This window comes from Bacteroides sp. HPS0048, from assembly GCF_964240755.1.
Classification (GTDB): domain Bacteria; phylum Bacteroidota; class Bacteroidia; order Bacteroidales; family Bacteroidaceae; genus Bacteroides; species Bacteroides nordii.
The window spans coordinates 1-19121 of record NZ_CAXSVC010000013.1 but is presented as its reverse complement, the minus strand read 5'-3'; the positions used below and the strand labels follow the sequence as shown (position 1 = coordinate 19121).

Here is a 19121-nt window from a genome sequence, read left to right as displayed (position 1 = left end):
CTACTATGCAACATAATAGCGCAGCTCACTGTCAATTGTCAACTGTCAACTGTCAATTAAATAAGCTGTCAGCTTATTTCGGAACTTCCACCTTATCAATCAGTCGTTGCGTTACTTTGACCGGAGAGTAGCCCTCCATTTCTGCTTCGGCTGTCAGTATAAGACGGTGCTGAAGCACGTAGGGAGCAACAAATTTAATATCTTCCGGGGTTACGAAGTCACGTCCTTGCAACAGAGCATAGGCTTTGGAAGATTGCAGCATAGCTACCGAAGCACGAGGCGAAGCTCCCAGATAAACGGCTTTACTGGTACGGGTCTGCTGTACAATAAGAGCGATATACTGCAACAACGTGCGATCTACAAATACCCGGTCCATCAGGCGACGAAGTGTAAGAAGTTCATCACGGGTAATTACCGCACGGGCATCTTCCAGCTTGACTAAGGCTGCATTTGTATGATGACGTTCCAAGATATCGACTTCCTCTTCCAAGGATGGATAATCCATGGTTATCTTCATCAGAAAGCGGTCCAGTTGGGCTTCGGGAAGCTTATACGTTCCTTCCTGCTCCACAGGGTTCTGGGTGGCGAGGATCGTGTAAAGTTCTCCCATCCGGTAAGTAGTGCCGTCAATACTCACCTGACGCTCTTCCATCACTTCAAAGAGGGCGGATTGCGTTTTGGCAGGAGCACGGTTTATTTCGTCCACAAGTATCATATCGGCAAACACAGGGCCGCGGTGAAAATCGAACTCATTTGTTTTCATGTTGAAAACCGTAGTCCCCAACACATCACTCGGCATAAGGTCAGGAGTGAACTGAATGCGGCTAAAGTCAGCATCAATCAGACGGGCGGTCAGGCGGGCAAGCAATGTTTTTGCTACACCGGGCACCCCTTCTATCAGTACATGCCCATTGGCAAGAATGGCTGTAAGTATCAAGTCTACAGTATGTTCCTGCCCCACTATGACAGAAGCGATCTGTGACTTAAGAGCTTCTATTTTCTCTCCGAAAAGAGTCAGATCAGTACGTGGAGCCTCGCTCTGTACTTCTTCCGAAGGAAGGGCAGGAGGTGTTACTTCTGCTAAAGGTTCATTCGTATCATTCATAATCTATCTGTTATATCCGATTCAATATTTCATTCATACCATCTATATAGTCTTTCATCTCTTGTTCCCAAGCTTCCCGCTCTCCCCGGACAATGGGGCGAAGTCCGGCAAACAGTTTGGCTATCTTCTCCTCTTCCAGTCCCGTCTTGCCTGCTATCTTGCGGCAAAGGAGCGTATCATTGCTATCATCTTCTACGTCTATCTGTATTTCGCGCCGCAAGGCCTCAGCAAAATAAGTGAACTTCTTACGAACGAGGTCGCCATGCTCTTTCTTCTGGAAATAGAGTGTACCGATCAACTCGGTAAACTCCAACGTCTTATTCTCCGGCTGGCGGATAACAGGTATCGGCCTCTGACGCCGCCGTGCAGTGAATATCATAAAAAGCAGAATCGTAAACATGGTAAGGTACAATCCCCAGCGAAGAGCCGTCTGAGACAGGAAATACCGGAACGGCGATTGCTGTTCATATTCTGCTTTGGTATAGGCTTCCGTGCGATACAAGGGCAAGTCTTTTGCCAAAGAAAGCAGACGGAAAATATAAGCGGCATTGTTTCCATCCAGCATCCCGTAGTTGGTAAACAGCAAGGGAGTGGAAATAAGAATGATTTCTCCCTTTCCCACCGGACGACGAATAGCTACCGGACCACAGGGGAGATTGACAGCCAATCGTGCCGAATCCTGTGATTGAGGCAAAGAGTCTTTCAATGCTTTCCGTATCCCGTCATTAAGGGACAAAGTGATCGAATCTCCAGTCCTGGACGCAGCACTGCACTCTCGTCTCACCAACGGGATGGAAAGTGAATCGTATTTTGTGAAGTATACATTGCAGAGATGGGAATAGAACCCAAACTTCGCTTCCGGGTAAGAACTGACAGAATCGGGCAGCCAATAAAGTGTATCACGGCGATTGAACTCACTGACGGACTTTTTCAGTTCCGACGGACGGAACCAGGTGTACGTCATATCATATCCCAATGTGTCCGACAAAGAGAAAGCAGTAGCTGCCAGTATCACCTTGTTTCCTCTCTCGGCAAGGCTCATGATTGCCTTCCTGTCGGTTTTTGTAAAGCGGAAGTTCTGAGCCACAGCAAGTATTGCCAGCGGTTCGCCTGTCGTATCATTCGCGAAGTTATAGAAAGTCCAGTCATTGCAGTAATAGTCTTTAGGCCAGGAGTCAGCCACCACATCATCAAAAATGGCACATCCGAAAGGTTGATAGTCGTTCTGGCTGAAAGTAGGATTCCAGACAAACTTCTTGGGCAAATTGTATTCTACCAGAAACATTATTGCCAGAAGGACGACTATAATAAGAGTAAACCAATGGCTGGTTTTCATGACATGCCTCCTTTCACTATTTCTCTCTGCAAAGTCTGCATCTCATGAAAAAGTGCTTCGGTTGCCTCAAAATTACCATACCGCACCCGAAGGAAGCGGTTGGTCAGTTCGCGAAAAGGAGTCCGCAATGCATTTGCCTTTAATTCATAAGTATATTCCGTCGGAGTTTTATAAGGTTGCCAATCTATCTTTTCAGCATCACTCAATTGTTTCAGTGTATGCAGGTAGAGCAAGCGCACTGCTTCCCGGTACTCATTGCGCAGCATAGCTGCACTTATCTCCTTCTCAAAATCGATCCCATAAATAGTGTCTTCCTCAACATGATAGGCCAACTTCTTTCCGGAACGCATAAAGAGTTCCGGACGTTTTTTGTATAGGAACCAGATCAACAACAGTACTATAAGTATAAATAAGCCCGCCAGCACAATCTCAGTATACTGCTCGGCAAACTTACTGCCAAATATTTTCTGCAACAGCTTCCCTAACCACAAATTGAGCCACCCGATCAGATCGACCTCGGGGGTCTGTAATTCACGGTTATAGTCGTACTCAGAACCACTTTGCCAAATAGCAACGGTTGCGGTGTCATAAACTAAAGTATCGGCAGGTGCAGTCATCCAAAGAAAATCAGAGCTTGTCGAAGTTATCAATATCCTCTTCTACAGAAACACTATCCACCACTTCCGAAGCATGGCCATACTGATAGGCCAGACCAATAAGTGAGAAGATCATTGACAAATAGGTACCGAAGGTCTGCAAAATACCCAACAGATAAAGGAAAAAGCTATAGAGTGGAGATACAGTAACTACATTGCCCCCTTCACTCATGGCAAAGAAATATTTCACGATCGTAGCCACATACCAGGGTAACATAGTAATACCTTGCAGAATACTGGCAATGAAACTCATAATCAACATGATGAGAAAGACTCCTCCCCAAGTGGCAAACCCTAAACGAAACGTCTTTTGGAAAGCTGTTACGATACTCACGTTTTCAAACAGATAGATCGCAGCAAACAGTCCCATGGGAATACCACAAGCTACCAACAAAGGGATCGTGATGATCAAAGTAAATGGAGTCAATACAACCAGCCCTATTATTATTGCCAAAGTAACAAGGTACAACATGAAAAAGAATAAAGTCAGCTTCAGCATCCTGCCCATATTCTTCATCAGTAAAGGACGCAAGGCAGAAAGAGTAATACCTTCGAGGCGTTCTTCGCGCTCATTATAAGTCCTCATCAATGTATAAACCAGTGCGGTAAGCAGAATCACACCAATCATATAACAAAGAATGGTCAATCCGTAATTTACCCAAAACATCGCCCCGAATATAGCAAACGGATTACTGCTACCAGCTTGTATGTTGGAGGAAAGACTCATGGTGCTGCCCATCAAACCATTCAAACTTAATGCCTGCACAAGGCATAAAGGCAATAGAAGGTAAGTTGTAAACTTAAACAAAGGCTTCCAGTTCTCCTTTATAAAATCGAACGAGGCGTTCATCTTCTCTCCAAAGGTACGCTTCGCATACAATACAATTCTAGCTTTCTGTGACTCCATATGACTTTCTGTTTGGTAAATAAATATAATAGAATATGATAAATGCAAGTGAAAGAAGAATAATACCTAACCTCAACACTGTAGGGAACTCGGTATGACGGGTGAGAAACCCTTCGATAAACCCCGCCATAATAAACACAGGAACTGTACCTATTACTATTTTCAATCCCCGCTTCGCTCCACGGCGGAAAGACTCTGCACGGGAGTAAGTTCCCGGAAAAAGCCAGCCATTTCCCAAAGCCAACCCGGCAGCCCCCGCTACGATAATAGCCCATATTTCAAGCGTTCCATGCAACCAGATTGCGAGCATGGATTCGGCCAACAACCCTTCTCCGTAAAAGAAAGTCTGAAAAGCTCCCAACATGATTCCATTGGAAAGGAGCATGTATCCGGTACCGAAACTTGTGAGCAAACCCATAGCAAAGCAGTTGAAAGACACCATGATATTGTTCAGCGTAATACCCAGAAACATCGGCATCTCTTCCGAACCGTTATATACTGCCATCGGCTGACCGTTGGCAATGTTTTCAAGTGTCATATCTACATAGCCATTGCCCAGTATCAGCCGTACAAAGTCCGGATCGTTCCAGGCAGAGATAATACCGATAACCACACTGGCAGCAAAGATAAGAAAAGACACCAACAGCTCCTTACGGGCATCGTGCATAGTCTGAGGCACTTCACGCGTCCAGAAAGTAATGATACGTGTCCACTTCTCCCGTTTATTACGGTAGATCACATTGTGGAGGGCCGAAGCCAGATTATTAAGATAAATCGTGATACGTGAAGAAGGATAATGTGTCTGGGCAAAAGCCAGATCGGCAGTCAGTTCCGTATATGCGTCGGCAAGCCGGTCCGGATTAAGCTTGTCAGCTTTCTCCACAACCTTCTCTGTCTCTTTCCATTTTTCAATGTTCCGGCGGATAAACGTAACTTCTTTCATTGTTTAGGGGAGTCCGGATAGAAGTTTTGTCCGAATCCGAAGCAAAAGTAAGAGAAATATGATATATTTGCAACGGAATCACAAAAATGTTTAAAAAGAAATGGCAGAATCCACCATTATTACAGGACAGTTCGTACGCATCAGCCAAACGCCTGCGAGTCTTGGCGAGCGTATGCTTGCTCTGCTGATCGATTATACTTTCTTATTTATATATGTAGTAGGGCTTAGTCTCACGCTGGCTTACCTCAATGTACATGCCTTTTCCGGATTCTCCGTCTTCTTCTTTTTCTTGATTATCTATGCGCCGATTCTTACTTATTCGCTCCTTTGTGAAATATTCAATCGTGGACAGAGTTTAGGAAAACGGCTTCTCAATATACGGGTAGTCAAGGCGGATGGATCAACACCAAGTCTTAGCTCTTATTTACTCCGATGGTTATTATTCCCCATAGACTTACCGATTACAGGAGGTTTAGGGGTCATTTTCATTCTGCTCACCAAGAATCACCAACGTCTGGGCGACCTTGCCGCCGGCACTATGGTAATAAAAGAAAAGAACTACCGGAAAATACAAGTCAGCCTTGACGAATATGATTATCTGACCAAAGGTTATCACCCGGTGTATGTATCAGCAGCCGACTTATCTCTGGAACAGGTCAATGTAATAACCAAAACACTGGCATCGGGCAAAAAAGACCGCCCGCGTCGTGTCAGGTTACTGGCAGAGAAAGTTCGTTCCTTGCTATCCATTAAGCAAACGGAAGGGAACGACGAGAAATTCCTGCAAACATTATTGAGAGACTACCAGTATTATGCACTGGAAGAAATATAACTCCACAAGTAAACTCAGCCATCATAAAAACGCAGATTAACGCAAATATATCGCAAAGATCAAGTTCTGATCTGCGATAATTTGCGTTAATCTGCGTTTCCTTCTAAAGTTATCTGTTAATAGCTTTATCAGAACTTTAACGGGGTTTCACTGTAGAAAATCCGGAGACGAATTACTCCACTTGTCCCAGAGAGTTTCCATATTCCATTTCTCCCTGAACTACAAACAGCATTTCTTCAGGATCAAATTCACCCATTTCATCCTTTTTAGCCTCCTTCACGATGTAGTCCACCACCTTTTCCAAATCAATGTCAATAAAGCCATCTTCATCGGGTTGTGCATCCAGAATACCACTTTCTGAGTAATATTCATCAATCAGGTCAAGAAAATAGTAAAGCTCATCATCCGAGAACTTTTCCTTCAATTCCTGAGGCAAATAATTTTTGATGAACTCGATGGTCTTTTCATCATCGGCATCAGCGAGTAAAAAATCGTCTTCCAGTCCCATAATCTTAATTTGTTAAGTTGAAAGCTTATAATAAGTTCTTCACTTTCTCTACAAAAACAGGTTTGCCCACAGCACCTACCTGCTTATCCACAATTTCTCCGTTCTTAAAGAAAAGAACAGTAGGAATATTGCGAATACCATATTCTGCGGCCATGTCACTATTTTCATCGACATCACATTTGCCGATAATGACCTGTCCTTCAAACTCTGTTGCCAATTCGTCGATGATAGGACCTACCATCTTACAAGGACCACACCAGGGGGCCCAAAAGTCAACAACAACCGGTTTCCCTTCTGCAAGAATTTCCTTATAGTTGCTGTCAGTAATTGCTAAAGCCATAATTTTAAAAGTTAATAGTTAGAAATTGGTAGCCGGAAGGTTATAGCCTCCAATGCTACGGTGCAAATATACTTAATTTATCCGAAACTCAAGTTCGGGTCGTTCTTTTAAATAAGAGATTAATTCTTTCCCTACAGATAGTTTTACCGGACGGGATATCAAATCAACATGCATCTTTTCATCCCTGTCCGTCACTTTAAAATAGAGCTCGGTATTCCCGGGATGGTCTTTTGTCAATGAAGACAATTCGGCAACCATGGCCGAATTCAAGACAGACAACGGTACAAGGATTGTTATCTTTTCAACCAGTTTCTCCTTCACATCAGGAAGCAATTCCATGGAAGTGATTTTGATATCCAATTCTTCGGGACGCCATTGTTTGGGTTGGCAACGGGCTTTAATGAACAAGAAAGTTCCCTCTCCCAGATAACCTTGGAAAGTAACCCAGTCGTTACCAAAAAACGGTAACTCTGCCGAACCGGAGTAATCTTCTATCTTGGCAATACCATATGGATTACCATTCTTACTGATCCCCCGACGCACACTGGTCACTATTCCTCCCATTGTTATCTCCCTACCGACGAGCGCAGACTTGTCTTCAAGCTCAGCCATACGCGTATTGCAGACATGGTCAAGTACGATAGTATATTCATCCAACGGATGTGCAGAAAGATAAATTCCTACCAAATCTCTTTCTCTATTCAGTCGCTCCAGATCTCCCCAACGTTCGGCAGGAAGAATCTCAGGAGTAGCGATATCAATCACATTTTCTCCACCAAACAATGAATTCACCGCGGCAGCTTTATCTGCCTGATAACGGTTGCCGTAGCGCATCAGCGTTTCAAGGAACACTTCTCCTTTCGAATTTACAGCAAAGAACTGTTCACGTTTCAGTTCAGGGAAACTATCAAAACCACCCGAAAGTGCCAGGCATTCCATATTCTTCTTATTGCAAGCATTCAGATTGACACGCTGCACAAAATCGAAAATCCCCTTAAACGGGCCATTCGCCCGACGCTCTTCCACTATACTTTGTACTGCAGACTCTCCTACTCCTTTCACAGCTCCCAATCCAAAGCGAATATCACCATGCCTGTTTACCGTAAATTTAAGGTTACTTTCATTTACATCCGGACCAAGTACCTGTATTCCCATCGCCTTACACTCATCCATCAGCTTTGTGATATCAGTAATGTTAGACAAACTTCGACTCATAACGGCAGCCATATATTCCGAAGGATAGTTCGCTTTCAGATAAGCTGTCTGATACGCCACCCATGAGTAACAAGTAGCATGCGATTTATTAAACGCATACGAAGCAAACTTTTCCCAGTCGGTCCAAATCTTCTCAAGAACTTTCGGATCATGTCCATTCTTCCGTCCGCCTTCAATAAACTTCGGTTTCATATGATCCAGCTTATCACGCAACTTTTTACCCATCGCTTTACGCAAGGCATCGGATTCACCGCGGGTAAAGTCGGCCAGCAAACGAGACAGGAGCATCACCTGTTCCTGATACACAGTAATACCATAAGTATCCTTCAGGTATTTCTCCATCACAGGAATGTCATACTCAATCGGTTTACGTCCGTGTTTACGATCAATAAAATCAGGAATATAATCCATAGGACCCGGACGATAAAGAGCATTCATGGCAATCAGGTCCTCAAAAGTAGAAGGCTGCAGCTCACGCAGATATTTCTGCATACCCGCAGATTCAAACTGGAACGTACCGATGGTTCGTCCGTCACTATATAATTTATAAGTAGCAGGATCCTCTATAGAAATCGTATCAATATCCAGTTCAATATTCTTACTTAAACGGATATTCTCAACAGCTTCCTTAATGATAGACAAAGTCTTCAAGCCCAGGAAGTCCATCTTAATCAATCCGGTATCTTCAATCACCGAACCTTCATACTGGGTTACGAGCATCTTCTCGCCCGTTTCCTTATCATCCGCGGTGCTTACCGGTACCCAATCGGTGATATCATCACGACAGATGATCGTACCACAAGCATGCACTCCCGTACCGCGCACGTTACCCTCCAGCATTAAGGCATACTTCAAGGTATCACGCACCAACGGATCAGGCGACGCCTCGGCTGCTTGCAGTTCGGGTACATAATCGATGGCATTGCGCAAGTTTAATTTCTTTTCAGGGATTTTATCGGGAACGAGCTTTGCCAGACGGTCCGATTCGGACAAAGGAAGTTTCTGTACGCGCGCTACATCTTTAATAGCCAACTTTGTGGCCATCGTACCGTATGTAATGATATGTGCCACCTTCTCATGCCCATACTTTTCCGTTACCCAACGAAGTACTTCTCCACGACCGTCATCATCGAAGTCAATATCAATATCCGGCAGTGAAATACGATCCGGATTCAGAAAACGCTCAAACAGCAAGTCATACCGGATCGGGTCAATCTTCGTTATCTGCAAACAATATGCTACAGCCGAACCGGCAGCCGATCCACGTCCCGGACCAATAGAGACTCCCATATTACGTCCCGCTGCAATAAAGTCCTGTACAATCAGGAAGTAACCCGGAAAACCCATCGTCTTCATAATATGTAACTCAAACACGAGCCGCTCTTTTATCTCCGGACTTAACGGTTCTCCATAGAATTTCTTTGCTCCGTCAAATGTTAGCTTCTTCAGATAATCCGCTTCCAGTTTGATACGATATAATTTGTCGTATCCCCCCAATCGCTTTATTTTATCCAGTGCTGCGTCTTCACTCAGCACTACATTTCCATTTTCGTCCTGCGTAAATTCATCGAAAAGATCTTTCTCTGTATATTTCTGCCGATATCCTTCTTCTGTTCCGAACTCTTCGGGAATGGCAAAAGTCGGCATAATAGGAGGATGATCTATTGAATAATACTCTACTTTATCAAGAATCTCAAGCGTATTACTCAAAGCCTCAGGCACATCGGCAAAGAGCTCATTCATCTCTTCACGCGTTTTCATCCACTCTTGCTTGGTATAAAGCATACGCTTCGGATCATCCAGATCTTTACCCGTACTCAAACAAATAAGACGGTCATGTGCCTCTGCATGTGCTTCCTCCACAAAGTGAACATCGTTAGAGCAGATCAGCTTCACATTATATTTTTTAGAATATTCGATGAGATGACTGTTTACATTCACCTGCAATGGATACGCTTCATGATTGGCGCGAGGGACAGTAGCCTTATGGCGTTGAAGCTCCAGATAATAATCTTCTCCAAAAAGGTTCTTGTACCATTGGATGGCTTCCTCAGCTTCATCCAACAGACCTTGTGTTATCTTTTTAGGCACCTCCCCACCCAAACAGGCCGAACAGACAATCAAACCTTCGTGATATTTCTCCAACTCATTCCGGTCGGTACGTGGACGCATATAATATCCGTCAGTCCATGCATGCGATACCAACTTGATAAGGTTATGATAGCCCTTTTCATTCTTTGCCAATACTATCAGGTGGTAACCACTCTGATCCGGCTTTCCCTCTTTTTTATCCATCGTGCGACGGGCCACATACATCTCACAACCAATGATGGGCTTAAACAGTTTGGCCTCAGCTTCAGCTATTTTAGCTTTACAGATCGCTATTTCGGCCTCCTTGTCTTCACATTCCACTTTACCGGATTCAATAGCGGAAATACGTTTTTTCTGATCCTTTATCTCCCCCTTCGGTCCACCATTTTTCTTATTGACATAATTAGTAAACTCCTTGATACCGAACATATTTCCATGATCGGTTACGGCAATTCCCTTCATCCCATTTTTCATGGCTTTATCTACCAAAGCACTAACGCTGGCCTGACCATCTAATAGAGAATATTGGGTATGAACATGTAAGTGAACGAAATCCTGCATAATGAATAGGTTGATGATTTTGAGCCATAAAATTACAATCTCTGGGGTTACTAACAAAAATAATGCCCAAAAAGTTATCAACATTTGTATTTCTATGCTCATTTACTTGCTGGATTTTTAAATTAACTATATTTTTGCAGACAATTATCATTAAACAGCGCACATGGGCAGACTAAAGAAATTAAAAAAAATACGTATTCACCGTGAAGGTACTCATATTCTGTGGGGAGGTATCATCTTTCTACTGTTGATCAATGCGGCTCTTTACTGGGGAATAGACTGTAAAATACCATTTTATCTGGTGGCTTTGGCCAGTATCATTGTCTACGGATTGATGGTAAACTTCTTCCGTTGTCCGAAGCGTCTTTTCGGAGGAGAAACCGAGAAGATTGTCGTTGCACCGGCTGACGGTAAAATAGTTGTAATTGAAGAAGTAGACGAACACGAATACTTCCATGACCGCCGCCTCATGATATCTATCTTCATGAGTGTATTGAATGTGCATGCCAATTGGTATCCGGTAGACGGAACCGTAAAGAAGGTAGCCCATCATAATGGTAAGTTCCTGAAAGCCTGGTTGCCTAAAGCCAGTACAGAGAATGAACGTTCGACAGTAGTTATTGAAACTCCCGAAGGAGTGGAAATCATGGCACGTCAGATTGCCGGAGCATTAGCCCGCCGTATCGTTACTTACGCAGAAGTAGGTGAAGAATGTTATATTGACGAACATATGGGATTTATCAAATTTGGTTCCCGTGTAGACGTATATCTCCCATTGGGTACAGAAGTCTGTGTTACCATGGGACAATTAACCACCGGTAACCAAACGGTTATCGCCAAACTGAAATAAAAAACTGTCACAATGGCAAATGCCCTAAAGAACTATATCCCCAATGCAATAACCTGCCTGAATCTTTTTTCCGGTTGTATTGCTTCTGTCATGGCTTTCGAAGCACGCTATGACTTAGCTCTTACCTTTATTATATTAAGTGCTGTTTTCGATTTCTTTGATGGCATGTTGGCACGTACTCTCAACGCACACTCTCCTATCGGAAAAGACCTTGATTCATTGGCCGATGATATTAGTTTTGGTGTGGCACCCTCATTCGTTATCTTTTCATTATTAAAAGAAATGCACTATCCGGCAAACATCGAAGTGATTGCCCCCTATCTGCCATATGCAGCTTTTCTTATCTCTGTTTTTTCGGGTTTACGGTTAGCTAAATTCAATAACGATACTCGCCAGACCAGCTCTTTTATTGGCTTGCCGGTTCCAGCTAATGCATTATTCTGGGGTGCTTTGATTTATGGTGCCCATGACTTTCTGGTATCCGAAAGTTGCCATCCTGTATATATCCTGCTATTAGTCATGCTTTTTTCATGGCTATTGGTATCAGAGATTCCCATGTTCTCTCTCAAATTCAAGAGTTTATCCTGGAAAGACAATAAAATTAGTTTTATCTTTTTAATCGTATGTATTCCCTTATTGATCTTCTTAGGTGTTAGTGGATTTGCGGCTATCATCTTGTGGTATATCATACTTTCACTTTTTACAAGAAAAAATAGATAAACATTCCTTTTGGCACGTTTGTTGTACTATCAGTTTCAAACAACGTATAAAACTAATAGCTCATGTTTAATCTTCTTGGATTCTTTTTTATTCTAATAATAGCCATCCTTGTTATTGGCGTTTCAATTGTAGGAAGTATCTTGCGAGCTCTTTTTGGCTTCGGACGTCGCTCTACATCCAACACGCGTACTTATACCACTACAAATGAAAGACAGCAACAACAGAACTCCCAAAGAAGAGAACAAGAGGAGGAAAGCGTGACAGAAGATGATTTTCAGCCCCGAAGACACAAAAAAATATTCGCTAAAGATGAGGGGGAATACGTTGATTTCGAAGAAATAAAATAGGAAGCAAGGAGAGTTATAACATTATCCCCTTTTTGCCGCAAAGAACTCTTTCATCAAAGCAGCACATTCATCGGCCAATACACCTTTTACCACTATTGTTTTAGGGTGCAATGCCTGCGCGGCATACTTCTGATAACCACGTTTCTCATCTTCTGCTCCGAAAACAAGTTTTCCTGTTTGTGCCCAGGCAATGGCTCCGGCACACATCACACATGGTTCCACTGTAACATATAGCGTACATTCATTCAGATATTTACCACCAAGAACATTGGCAGCAGCAGTAATCGCCTGCATTTCGGCATGGGCAGTTACATCATTCAGGGTTTCAGTGAGGTTATGAGCGCGACCAATAATCCGCTCTTTACAAACAACCACGGCTCCCACAGGCACTTCACCTCTGTCGGCAGCCTTTTGCGCCTCTATGAGCGCTTGTTTCATAAAATAAGTATCGTCCAGCATAGGATTTTAGCGCCTCATATCGTGTTCACCAAAAAGAGTAGGATAATCCTCTTCCATATTTTTATGGATGAACATGAGAATCGTCTCACGAAGCCAACGTGATTTGTTCGTTATCTTATATTTCTCTAAATAACGATCTACAATCAACTGTTCATCTTCGCTTAGTAAAATGCTCATTCGCCGCTCACGCTTAGTGAGTTCAACATGCATCTTAAGGCCTTTTTTAGCTCTCTTTCCCATATTCTCTGCAAATTTACTTTTACTTCTGTAAAAACAAAGAATAAAAAGAGTATTTTTGCATATTAACTGCCAAATTCTGAATTCTAACTACTAAATCTATGGCTTCACACAATGAATTAGGAAAAGCCGGAGAAGATGCCGCCGTAGCCTATCTGGAAAAGAATGAGTATGTCATTCGTCATCGGAACTGGCGGAAAGGACATCTCGAACTTGACATTGTGGCAGCCAAAGACAATGAACTTATAGTAGTAGAAGTTAAAACCCGCAGTGATGCAACTATCATGCAACCGGAAGACGCCGTTACTGTGCAGAAAATCAGGCATACTGTAAAAGCGGCAGACACCTATATCAGGACTTTTCAGCTTGATGTACCCGTGCGTTTTGATATAATCACGGCTGTAGGCAAAGCAGGAGATTTTAAAATAGAACATATAAAAGAGGCGTTTTATCCGCCCCTATTTTGAGCGTATGAATGTAGAAAAAGCAAGAGAGTATTGTTTGAGCAAAAAAGGAGTAACAGAATGTTTTCCTTTTGATGATGTATCACTCGTTATGAAAGTGATGGATAAAATGTTTGCCCTGATCGATCTGGAGGGAACTGACAGTATTTCTCTAAAGTGTGACCCGGAATATGCAATAGAGCTTCGTGAACGCTATTCAGCTATCAACGGGGCTTATCATTTCAATAAGAAATATTGGAACAGTGTCTGCTTTGACCAGGATGCAGACGATCGTCTGATAGAACATCTGATAGACCATTCTTACGAAGAGGTTTTAAAAAAGTTCACTAAAAAACTGCGTGCCGAATATGATGCACTTCCCTGAATCGTTTCCCGTTTCTCTGGTTTATCTGAAAGAGACAGAGTCAACGAACAAATACTTGAATGATCTTTGCAACAAGCAATGTGTCGGAGAACTGACAACTGTTACTACGGATTTTCAAACCTCGGGCAGAGGACAACGTGGGAATAGCTGGGAATCTGAGAGGGGACAAAACCTGATGTTCAGCTTTGTCCTCTATCCTGCCTTCCTGAAAGCCCGCAAACAATTCCTGCTCTCCCAAATTATCTCTTTGGCCATCAAAGAAGAGCTGGACACACATGTTTCTGATGTCTCTATCAAATGGCCGAACGATATTTATTGGAAAGACAAGAAGATTTGCGGCATGCTTATCGAAAACGATCTGACAGGAACTCATATCAGCCGGAGCATTGCGGGTATCGGAATCAATATCAACCAGGAAGCATTCACCAGTCCGGCTCCCAACCCGGTATCCTTAAAACAAATCACAGGACAATCTTACAGCCCCGAACAGATATTGGCTTCTATCATGAAACGGATAAAAGACTACTATGCGTTACTACAAACAGAGAACGAAAGTGTAAACTCTCTCATAGCCGACCGATATACCGGATCTCTTTTCCGTAAAGATGGATTCCACCGATACACCGATGCCAATGGAAAGTTTCTGGCCCGCCTGCTGCGTGTAGAACCGGACGGACGGCTTATTCTTGAAGATCAGATCGGAACGGAACGAACCTATCTATTCAAAGAGGTACAATATGACATATAATAAGCCGCTAACAAGAACCTCTCTGCCCGCTCCGCTTACTTCATTTCGACCTCCAGCTTCCTTATTTTCTCCAGCGTTTTCATCACCTCTGTTGATGGAAACTGGCGGACTACGTTCTGCAGATATTCTTTCGCTTTACCATATCTTTCAGTCATAAGCCGGCTCAACCCATCCTTATAACGAGCATACTGCATACGGGTGGGAGAATTGATCTTCTTATAATCGCGCATCAACTGTTGCTTTTCCTGTTCAGCTTTCAGATAATAATAATTACCGACAAAGATATTAGCATCCAGATTATTAGCATCCAGTGAGAGCACCTTCTGATAGGTCTGCAAAGCCTCTTCTTCTTTCCCTCTACACACTTCTGTCTCTGCACAAGTCAGAAGCCATTTCACATCATTAGGAAACTTTTGAAGAAGCTCTTTACAAAACAGATAAGCCTTATCGTAGTTTCGTACATTTTTATAATGAAGCGTCAGTTCCTGAGCCATTTTAACACTGACATTGCTATTCTTGTCCACACTTGTCCAATAAAACATCTCAGACTTGTCAACATTAAGTTGAATAGCCTGACGGAACAAGCTGACAGCCTGTTCCCATTGCTCGGCAGCCATCGCTTCCGAAACCTTCTGCAACACATCTCCGGCAGCCTGTGCCGAAAGTGTAAGCGGGAAAGAAATCAAGAAAGTAAAAAGTAAAGTTAAGGCTCTCATTTCATTAATACTTATTTAGTTAAGGACTTTGCAAAGATAAGATTTTTATTCTCATCTTTCCAGTACGAACCAATTAAATAGAGTTATTGTTCAGTTAAATTTCATATATATATTTTTTAATCTAACTTTGTCCTCAGAATGAGCAAAAAGAGATCCATCAATAACGGAAATAAGCGTATCCTTGAGATTGCGATACCCTCTATCATTTCCAATATCACAGTCCCATTGCTAGGCCTGATTGACGTCACTATTGTGGGACATTTAGGGGCACCTGCCTATATCGGAGCCATTGCGGTAGGTGGTCTGTTGTTCAATATCATCTATTGGATTTTTGGGTTTCTGCGTATGGGTACAAGCGGAATGACCTCACAAGCTTACGGAAAACGCGATCTGGACGAAGTAACCCGTCTGCTACTACGTTCTGTTGGCGTAGGGTTATTCATCGCCTTTTGCCTGTTATTACTTCAATATCCTATCCAGAAAACGGCTTTTACTTTCATTAAGACCAGCCGGGAGGTGCAAGAACTTGCCACTCTCTATTTTCGTATCTGTATATGGGGAGCACCTGCCATGCTCGGACTTTATGGCTTCGCCGGATGGTTTATCGGTATGCAGAACTCCCGATTTCCGATGTATATCGCCATTACGCAAAACGTAGTGAATATTGTGGCCAGCCTAAGCTTTGTTTACCTGCTAAAGATGAAAGTGGAAGGTGTTGCCCTTGGCACTCTCATTGCCCAATATGCCGGCTTTTTCATGGCGTTGCTGCTATGGATACATTATTATAGACCACTACGGAAACGTATCACTTTCAAAGGGATCTGGCAAAAGCAGGCCATGTCCCGTTTTTTCTCTGTAAACCGGGACATATTCTTTCGGACACTCTGCCTGGTGATTGTCACCATCTATTTCACCTCGGCCGGAGCAGCACAAGGTGAAATTGTACTTGCAGTGAACACGCTCCTGATGCAGTTATTCACTCTCTTCTCTTATATTATGGATGGCTTCGCCTATGCCGGAGAAGCATTGGCCGGTAAATATATTGGTGCCCGCAACCGGATAGCACTACATCAAACCGTACGCCAATTATTCAATTGGGGTATAGGGCTTTCACTTGTCTTCACGCTACTCTATGCTATCGGGGGCAAGTCTTTTCTCGAACTACTGACCAATGAACCTGCAGTGATCGACGAAGCAGGCAACTATTTTTATTGGGTACTTGCCATCCCGCTGGCAGGTTTCTCCGCTTTCCTCTGGGATGGCATCTTTATCGGAGCCACAGCCACCCGGCAAATGCTTGCCTCGATGCTTGTGGCTTCCGTAAGTTTCTTCGTCACCTATTATGCTTTTCATGCCCAAATGGGAAATCATGCTTTATGGCTGGCCTTTCTGGTCTACCTTTTCCTCCGGGGAGTCATACAGGCATTTTTGTCGAAAAAGATTTTAAATACTATCCCGGATACTTAACCGGACATGCTCCGGAGGCTTTATTCGACGTAAACTTTCGTAGTATAATCCGCCCTACCTTTCGTCTGAACATTTACCACATAGACACCTGAAGCCAATAAATGACTCTTGACGGCATTCCCGGTAGTGACGGCAAATGACTGCAACTGCGTACCATTTACATTATATATATTCACGTGCCCCATGGTCTCTGACGAAATCACCACTCTTCCTTTTTCTACCGATACGCGTGGCTGCTGTCCATCGCTTTTTGCGATAGTTATCCCTGTAGCCTTCTTACGAGCTGCCAACTGTGCATCGTAAAGCGATTGCGGTTGCAACCCTTTCTTCTTTTGTCCTTCTATGTATCCGGTGGTATATACACTCGTATTACGGTATTTACGGATAGTTTTTGCCGTACAGCCAATCGCATAATTCTGTCCGGTAGGTACCTTATCCAGGTAAATCATGCCCTGTTGCACATCGCAATTCCAGAATACACTGTTGGTTCCTCCCCAACCATGTCCGCTACCCATATTATCACGTAGAAACATGCCTATTTTACCTGCATTATTTTTCACCGTACCTACTTCTTTCCAGTTATCAAACAAAATTCCCTGCGACCAGAGCCGGTGTCCTTCGGAAGATGCCAATGAAAGCTCCGAACGGAAATTCTGAACTACAATACCACTTACTGTGGCACAACCATTAGACAGGTAATGGTGGCGTCCGTTTCGCCCATAGCAGTTTTTGAGCAGTACTAGCTGGGAACGATGATACGTTTCAAAATTATAATAAGTCCCCCCGGTACACAATCCTGAAGGATCAATAGAATAGCAATCTTCTATCGTACTACGTGTAGTAGAAGTTATTTTAATTCCCGCATGGATAAATCCGGTCATTGATACCCCCTTTACCCAACTGTTTTCCAATGAACTCATATAAATACAGTTCTGGTCGGCATTTACTTTAGAAGTACTTGGAGTACGTTCAAAAGAGATATGCAGATTCTCTATCCCGATATTATGACGTATGGTTGCGGCATTATTTATCTTATAAATATATGCCTGAGAATAAGCTTTGTCAAGTGTATAAAACAAAGGTGCGTCCAGAGTGATCGTATTCCCTTCCACTTTCGTCACATAGCGGTGATAGGACATATCTACATCCTTTGCCTTCCATTTCATAGACGCATCCGTATTCCGGTTAGTGTTTCCACCGTACCATACTGCTTCCAGCCACGCTTCCGTAGTAGGATACTTCACACAAATAAGATCTCCTGCTTTGTAGAGACTTGCATCTGCCACACTAAAACTATAATCTCCCGGCATCACTTTCTCTGTAGTGACATTCGTATGGTTACTTCCCGAACCATTCCCCCAGTTATGCGCCGAGCTGTTTCCCATCAAAATTAACCGCTTTGCTTTCTCTTTGGCATTTCTTCCAAAAAGTACCGTAGAGTCTGTCGTTGCATAACAGTTACCTTCACCGCGCAAGATCACTCCGGGATAAGTCATATTAATCGTTCCGTCCACATTATATCGTCCCGCTTTAAGCAGCACTACCCCACGTATGCCATTTCCATCAGGCGTATAAGCCCCTACTTTATTGATAGCAGCCTGTATATGTGCCGTATTATCCGCCGAAGCATCCGGAAGGGGACTAATGGTCTCTGTCCGGTCAGGTAGATCAACCACGGGGATAGGTTCTCCGTTTTTATAACCCGCCTGACTGAAATCAGGCAAAACAAACCCGTCGGCATCCCGCACATAGGTAAGCGAACCATCATCGCTCATCTTCAATAGTTTTGATTGCCAGGAATCCTGAGCTTGAAGTACGCCTGTACACAATGTAAGGGCAATTCCTAAAGAAAGTAATTTCGTATTGTTTCTCATAATAATTAATATTTCGATTTCTGCAAAGAAAGGCAATATCTCCTATACCGCTTTGCAGCATTATTTCAAATGCTATTAAAATTATCTCAAAACTATCGGTGAGATTAATTAAATAATTTGCCGATATATACCAATACGCCAATGCCTTTCGACGATGCAACGTAACCAATTGGTATACCGACAGAGTAGTATATTGGCAAATCAGCCATCAATTTTGAGTAAAATGACCTCTGCCGTTGCTATCTATTCCTTTCTCCGGTATTGATTAAGTTCTATCTCTTAGAGTAACGTATCGATCTCCGGTACAGGGCCGACGCATTAAAATGCGCTGTCCTGTAAAAGTGTTGACAGGTATTTTTCATCCCATCCTGCTTTCAGCCT

At 43.2% G+C, this 19121-nt stretch carries 20 protein-coding genes; 8 read left to right on the top strand and 12 right to left on the bottom strand.

Annotated features, from left to right (window positions below; translation table 11 throughout):
* Positions 1–73: 73 nt before the first annotated feature.
* Genes ACESQI_RS11965 through ACESQI_RS11945 form a run of 5 tightly spaced genes read right to left on the bottom strand, consistent with a single transcriptional unit; the run spans position 74 to position 4947 of the window.
* Positions 74–1105, bottom strand: a complete 1032-nt coding sequence (locus ACESQI_RS11965; protein WP_373126149.1) for an AAA family ATPase — start codon at positions 1103–1105, stop codon at positions 74–76.
* Between the two features lie 10 nt (positions 1106–1115).
* Complete coding sequence (locus tag ACESQI_RS11960; protein ID WP_373126148.1) at positions 1116–2441, bottom strand: DUF4350 domain-containing protein; 1326 nt, start codon at positions 2439–2441, stop codon at positions 1116–1118.
* Entirely contained in the window at positions 2438–3058 is a 621-nt protein-coding gene (locus ACESQI_RS11955) for a DUF4129 domain-containing protein (protein ID WP_368107635.1), read from the bottom strand. Before ACESQI_RS11955 ends, ACESQI_RS11960 begins: the two co-directional genes overlap by 4 nt.
* Positions 3059–3068: 10 nt before the next feature.
* Positions 3069–4004, bottom strand: a complete 936-nt coding sequence (locus ACESQI_RS11950; protein WP_122200833.1) for a hypothetical protein — start codon at positions 4002–4004, stop codon at positions 3069–3071.
* Positions 3985–4947 (bottom strand): stage II sporulation protein M, encoded by a 963-nt coding sequence (locus ACESQI_RS11945; RefSeq protein ID WP_195571464.1) that lies wholly within the window; start codon positions 4945–4947, stop codon positions 3985–3987. Before ACESQI_RS11945 ends, ACESQI_RS11950 begins: the two co-directional genes overlap by 20 nt.
* Before the next feature lie 100 nt (positions 4948–5047).
* Here ACESQI_RS11945 and ACESQI_RS11940 point away from each other — a divergent pair, with 100 nt between their 5' ends.
* The gene (locus ACESQI_RS11940) at positions 5048–5779 is read left to right on the top strand and encodes an RDD family protein (RefSeq protein ID WP_002559242.1); all 732 of its coding nucleotides are present in this window, start codon (positions 5048–5050) and stop codon (positions 5777–5779) included.
* A gap of 172 nt (positions 5780–5951) precedes the next feature.
* Here ACESQI_RS11940 and ACESQI_RS11935 read toward each other — a convergent pair whose 3' ends face one another.
* The 3 genes from ACESQI_RS11935 to dnaE all read right to left on the bottom strand — a co-directional run bounded on the left by ACESQI_RS11935 (position 5952) and on the right by dnaE (position 10494).
* Positions 5952–6287 (bottom strand): hypothetical protein, encoded by a 336-nt coding sequence (locus ACESQI_RS11935; RefSeq protein WP_002559241.1) that lies wholly within the window; start codon positions 6285–6287, stop codon positions 5952–5954.
* Positions 6288–6312: 25 nt separating this feature from the next.
* The gene (trxA, locus tag ACESQI_RS11930; protein WP_007484014.1) at positions 6313–6627 is read right to left on the bottom strand and encodes a thioredoxin; all 315 of its coding nucleotides are present in this window, start codon (positions 6625–6627) and stop codon (positions 6313–6315) included.
* Positions 6628–6699: 72 nt separating this feature from the next.
* On the bottom strand, positions 6700–10494 hold the full coding sequence (dnaE, locus tag ACESQI_RS11925; protein WP_025867535.1) for a DNA polymerase III subunit alpha: 3795 nt from the start codon (positions 10492–10494) through the stop codon (positions 6700–6702).
* Positions 10495–10657: 163 nt separating this feature from the next.
* Here dnaE and ACESQI_RS11920 point away from each other — a divergent pair, with 163 nt between their 5' ends.
* From ACESQI_RS11920 to ACESQI_RS11910, 3 genes are all read left to right on the top strand, one after another.
* On the top strand, positions 10658–11344 hold the full coding sequence (locus ACESQI_RS11920; protein ID WP_002559238.1) for a phosphatidylserine decarboxylase family protein: 687 nt from the start codon (positions 10658–10660) through the stop codon (positions 11342–11344).
* A 12-nt stretch (positions 11345–11356) separates the two neighbouring features.
* Positions 11357–12064 carry a CDP-diacylglycerol--serine O-phosphatidyltransferase gene (gene pssA / locus ACESQI_RS11915; RefSeq protein WP_007484012.1) on the top strand — a complete coding sequence of 236 codons (708 nt, stop codon included), beginning with the start codon at positions 11357–11359 and terminating at the stop codon, positions 12062–12064.
* Between the two features lie 62 nt (positions 12065–12126).
* Positions 12127–12411, top strand: coding sequence for a DUF4834 family protein (locus ACESQI_RS11910; protein WP_025867532.1), 285 nt, complete (start codon positions 12127–12129; stop codon positions 12409–12411).
* Positions 12412–12432: 21 nt separating this feature from the next.
* On the opposite strand, the gene ACESQI_RS11905 is transcribed toward ACESQI_RS11910, so the two are convergent.
* The gene (locus ACESQI_RS11905) at positions 12433–12870 is read right to left on the bottom strand and encodes a nucleoside deaminase (protein WP_002559235.1); all 438 of its coding nucleotides are present in this window, start codon (positions 12868–12870) and stop codon (positions 12433–12435) included.
* A gap of 6 nt (positions 12871–12876) precedes the next feature.
* Positions 12877–13110, bottom strand: coding sequence for a hypothetical protein (locus ACESQI_RS11900; RefSeq protein WP_002559234.1), 234 nt, complete (start codon positions 13108–13110; stop codon positions 12877–12879).
* A 98-nt stretch (positions 13111–13208) separates the two neighbouring features.
* Between ACESQI_RS11900 and ACESQI_RS11895 the strand changes: the two genes are divergently transcribed.
* Genes ACESQI_RS11895 through ACESQI_RS11885 form a run of 3 tightly spaced genes read left to right on the top strand, consistent with a single transcriptional unit; the run spans position 13209 to position 14683 of the window.
* A complete protein-coding gene (locus ACESQI_RS11895) occupies positions 13209–13574 on the top strand; it encodes a YraN family protein (RefSeq protein WP_002559233.1) in 366 nt (121 codons plus the stop codon).
* A 4-nt stretch (positions 13575–13578) separates the two neighbouring features.
* Positions 13579–13935: an MmcQ/YjbR family DNA-binding protein gene (locus tag ACESQI_RS11890; RefSeq protein WP_007484010.1), complete on the top strand. Its 357-nt coding sequence runs from the start codon at positions 13579–13581 to the stop codon at positions 13933–13935.
* The gene (locus ACESQI_RS11885; protein ID WP_002559231.1) at positions 13919–14683 is read left to right on the top strand and encodes a biotin--[acetyl-CoA-carboxylase] ligase; all 765 of its coding nucleotides are present in this window, start codon (positions 13919–13921) and stop codon (positions 14681–14683) included. The genes ACESQI_RS11890 and ACESQI_RS11885 overlap by 17 nt, the downstream gene beginning before the upstream one ends.
* Positions 14684–14718: 35 nt before the next feature.
* Here ACESQI_RS11885 and ACESQI_RS11880 read toward each other — a convergent pair whose 3' ends face one another.
* Positions 14719–15399 carry a lipopolysaccharide assembly protein LapB gene (locus ACESQI_RS11880; RefSeq protein WP_195660916.1) on the bottom strand — a complete coding sequence of 227 codons (681 nt, stop codon included), beginning with the start codon at positions 15397–15399 and terminating at the stop codon, positions 14719–14721.
* A 138-nt stretch (positions 15400–15537) separates the two neighbouring features.
* Here ACESQI_RS11880 and ACESQI_RS11875 point away from each other — a divergent pair, with 138 nt between their 5' ends.
* Positions 15538–16866 carry an MATE family efflux transporter gene (locus ACESQI_RS11875; protein WP_007484005.1) on the top strand — a complete coding sequence of 443 codons (1329 nt, stop codon included), beginning with the start codon at positions 15538–15540 and terminating at the stop codon, positions 16864–16866.
* 20 nt (positions 16867–16886) lie between these two features.
* Here the strand turns inward: ACESQI_RS11875 and ACESQI_RS11870 are convergent, their stop codons facing one another.
* Entirely contained in the window at positions 16887–18740 is a 1854-nt protein-coding gene (locus ACESQI_RS11870) for a T9SS type A sorting domain-containing protein (protein ID WP_007484003.1), read from the bottom strand.
* Positions 18741–19121 lie beyond the last annotated feature (381 nt).

Coding starts and splice junctions, on each gene's coding strand:
- ACESQI_RS11870 (WP_007484003.1), bottom strand. CDS start 18,740: ATGAGAAACAATACGAAATTACTTTCTTTAGGAATTGCCCTTACATTG.
- ACESQI_RS11935 (WP_002559241.1), bottom strand. CDS start 6,287: ATGGGACTGGAAGACGATTTTTTACTCGCTGATGCCGATGATGAAAAG.
- dnaE (WP_025867535.1), bottom strand. CDS start 10,494: ATGCAGGATTTCGTTCACTTACATGTTCATACCCAATATTCTCTATTA.
- ACESQI_RS11900 (WP_002559234.1), bottom strand. CDS start 13,110: ATGGGAAAGAGAGCTAAAAAAGGCCTTAAGATGCATGTTGAACTCACT.
- pssA (WP_007484012.1), top strand. CDS start 11,357: ATGGCAAATGCCCTAAAGAACTATATCCCCAATGCAATAACCTGCCTG.
- ACESQI_RS11895 (WP_002559233.1), top strand. CDS start 13,209: ATGGCTTCACACAATGAATTAGGAAAAGCCGGAGAAGATGCCGCCGTA.
- ACESQI_RS11945 (WP_195571464.1), bottom strand. CDS start 4,947: ATGAAAGAAGTTACGTTTATCCGCCGGAACATTGAAAAATGGAAAGAG.
- ACESQI_RS11880 (WP_195660916.1), bottom strand. CDS start 15,399: ATGAGAGCCTTAACTTTACTTTTTACTTTCTTGATTTCTTTCCCGCTT.
- trxA (WP_007484014.1), bottom strand. CDS start 6,627: ATGGCTTTAGCAATTACTGACAGCAACTATAAGGAAATTCTTGCAGAA.
- ACESQI_RS11960 (WP_373126148.1), bottom strand. CDS start 2,441: ATGAAAACCAGCCATTGGTTTACTCTTATTATAGTCGTCCTTCTGGCA.
- ACESQI_RS11905 (WP_002559235.1), bottom strand. CDS start 12,870: ATGCTGGACGATACTTATTTTATGAAACAAGCGCTCATAGAGGCGCAA.
- ACESQI_RS11890 (WP_007484010.1), top strand. CDS start 13,579: ATGAATGTAGAAAAAGCAAGAGAGTATTGTTTGAGCAAAAAAGGAGTA.
- ACESQI_RS11875 (WP_007484005.1), top strand. CDS start 15,538: ATGAGCAAAAAGAGATCCATCAATAACGGAAATAAGCGTATCCTTGAG.
- ACESQI_RS11885 (WP_002559231.1), top strand. CDS start 13,919: ATGATGCACTTCCCTGAATCGTTTCCCGTTTCTCTGGTTTATCTGAAA.
- ACESQI_RS11950 (WP_122200833.1), bottom strand. CDS start 4,004: ATGGAGTCACAGAAAGCTAGAATTGTATTGTATGCGAAGCGTACCTTT.
- ACESQI_RS11955 (WP_368107635.1), bottom strand. CDS start 3,058: ATGACTGCACCTGCCGATACTTTAGTTTATGACACCGCAACCGTTGCT.
- ACESQI_RS11940 (WP_002559242.1), top strand. CDS start 5,048: ATGGCAGAATCCACCATTATTACAGGACAGTTCGTACGCATCAGCCAA.
- ACESQI_RS11920 (WP_002559238.1), top strand. CDS start 10,658: ATGGGCAGACTAAAGAAATTAAAAAAAATACGTATTCACCGTGAAGGT.
- ACESQI_RS11965 (WP_373126149.1), bottom strand. CDS start 1,105: ATGAATGATACGAATGAACCTTTAGCAGAAGTAACACCTCCTGCCCTT.
- ACESQI_RS11910 (WP_025867532.1), top strand. CDS start 12,127: ATGTTTAATCTTCTTGGATTCTTTTTTATTCTAATAATAGCCATCCTT.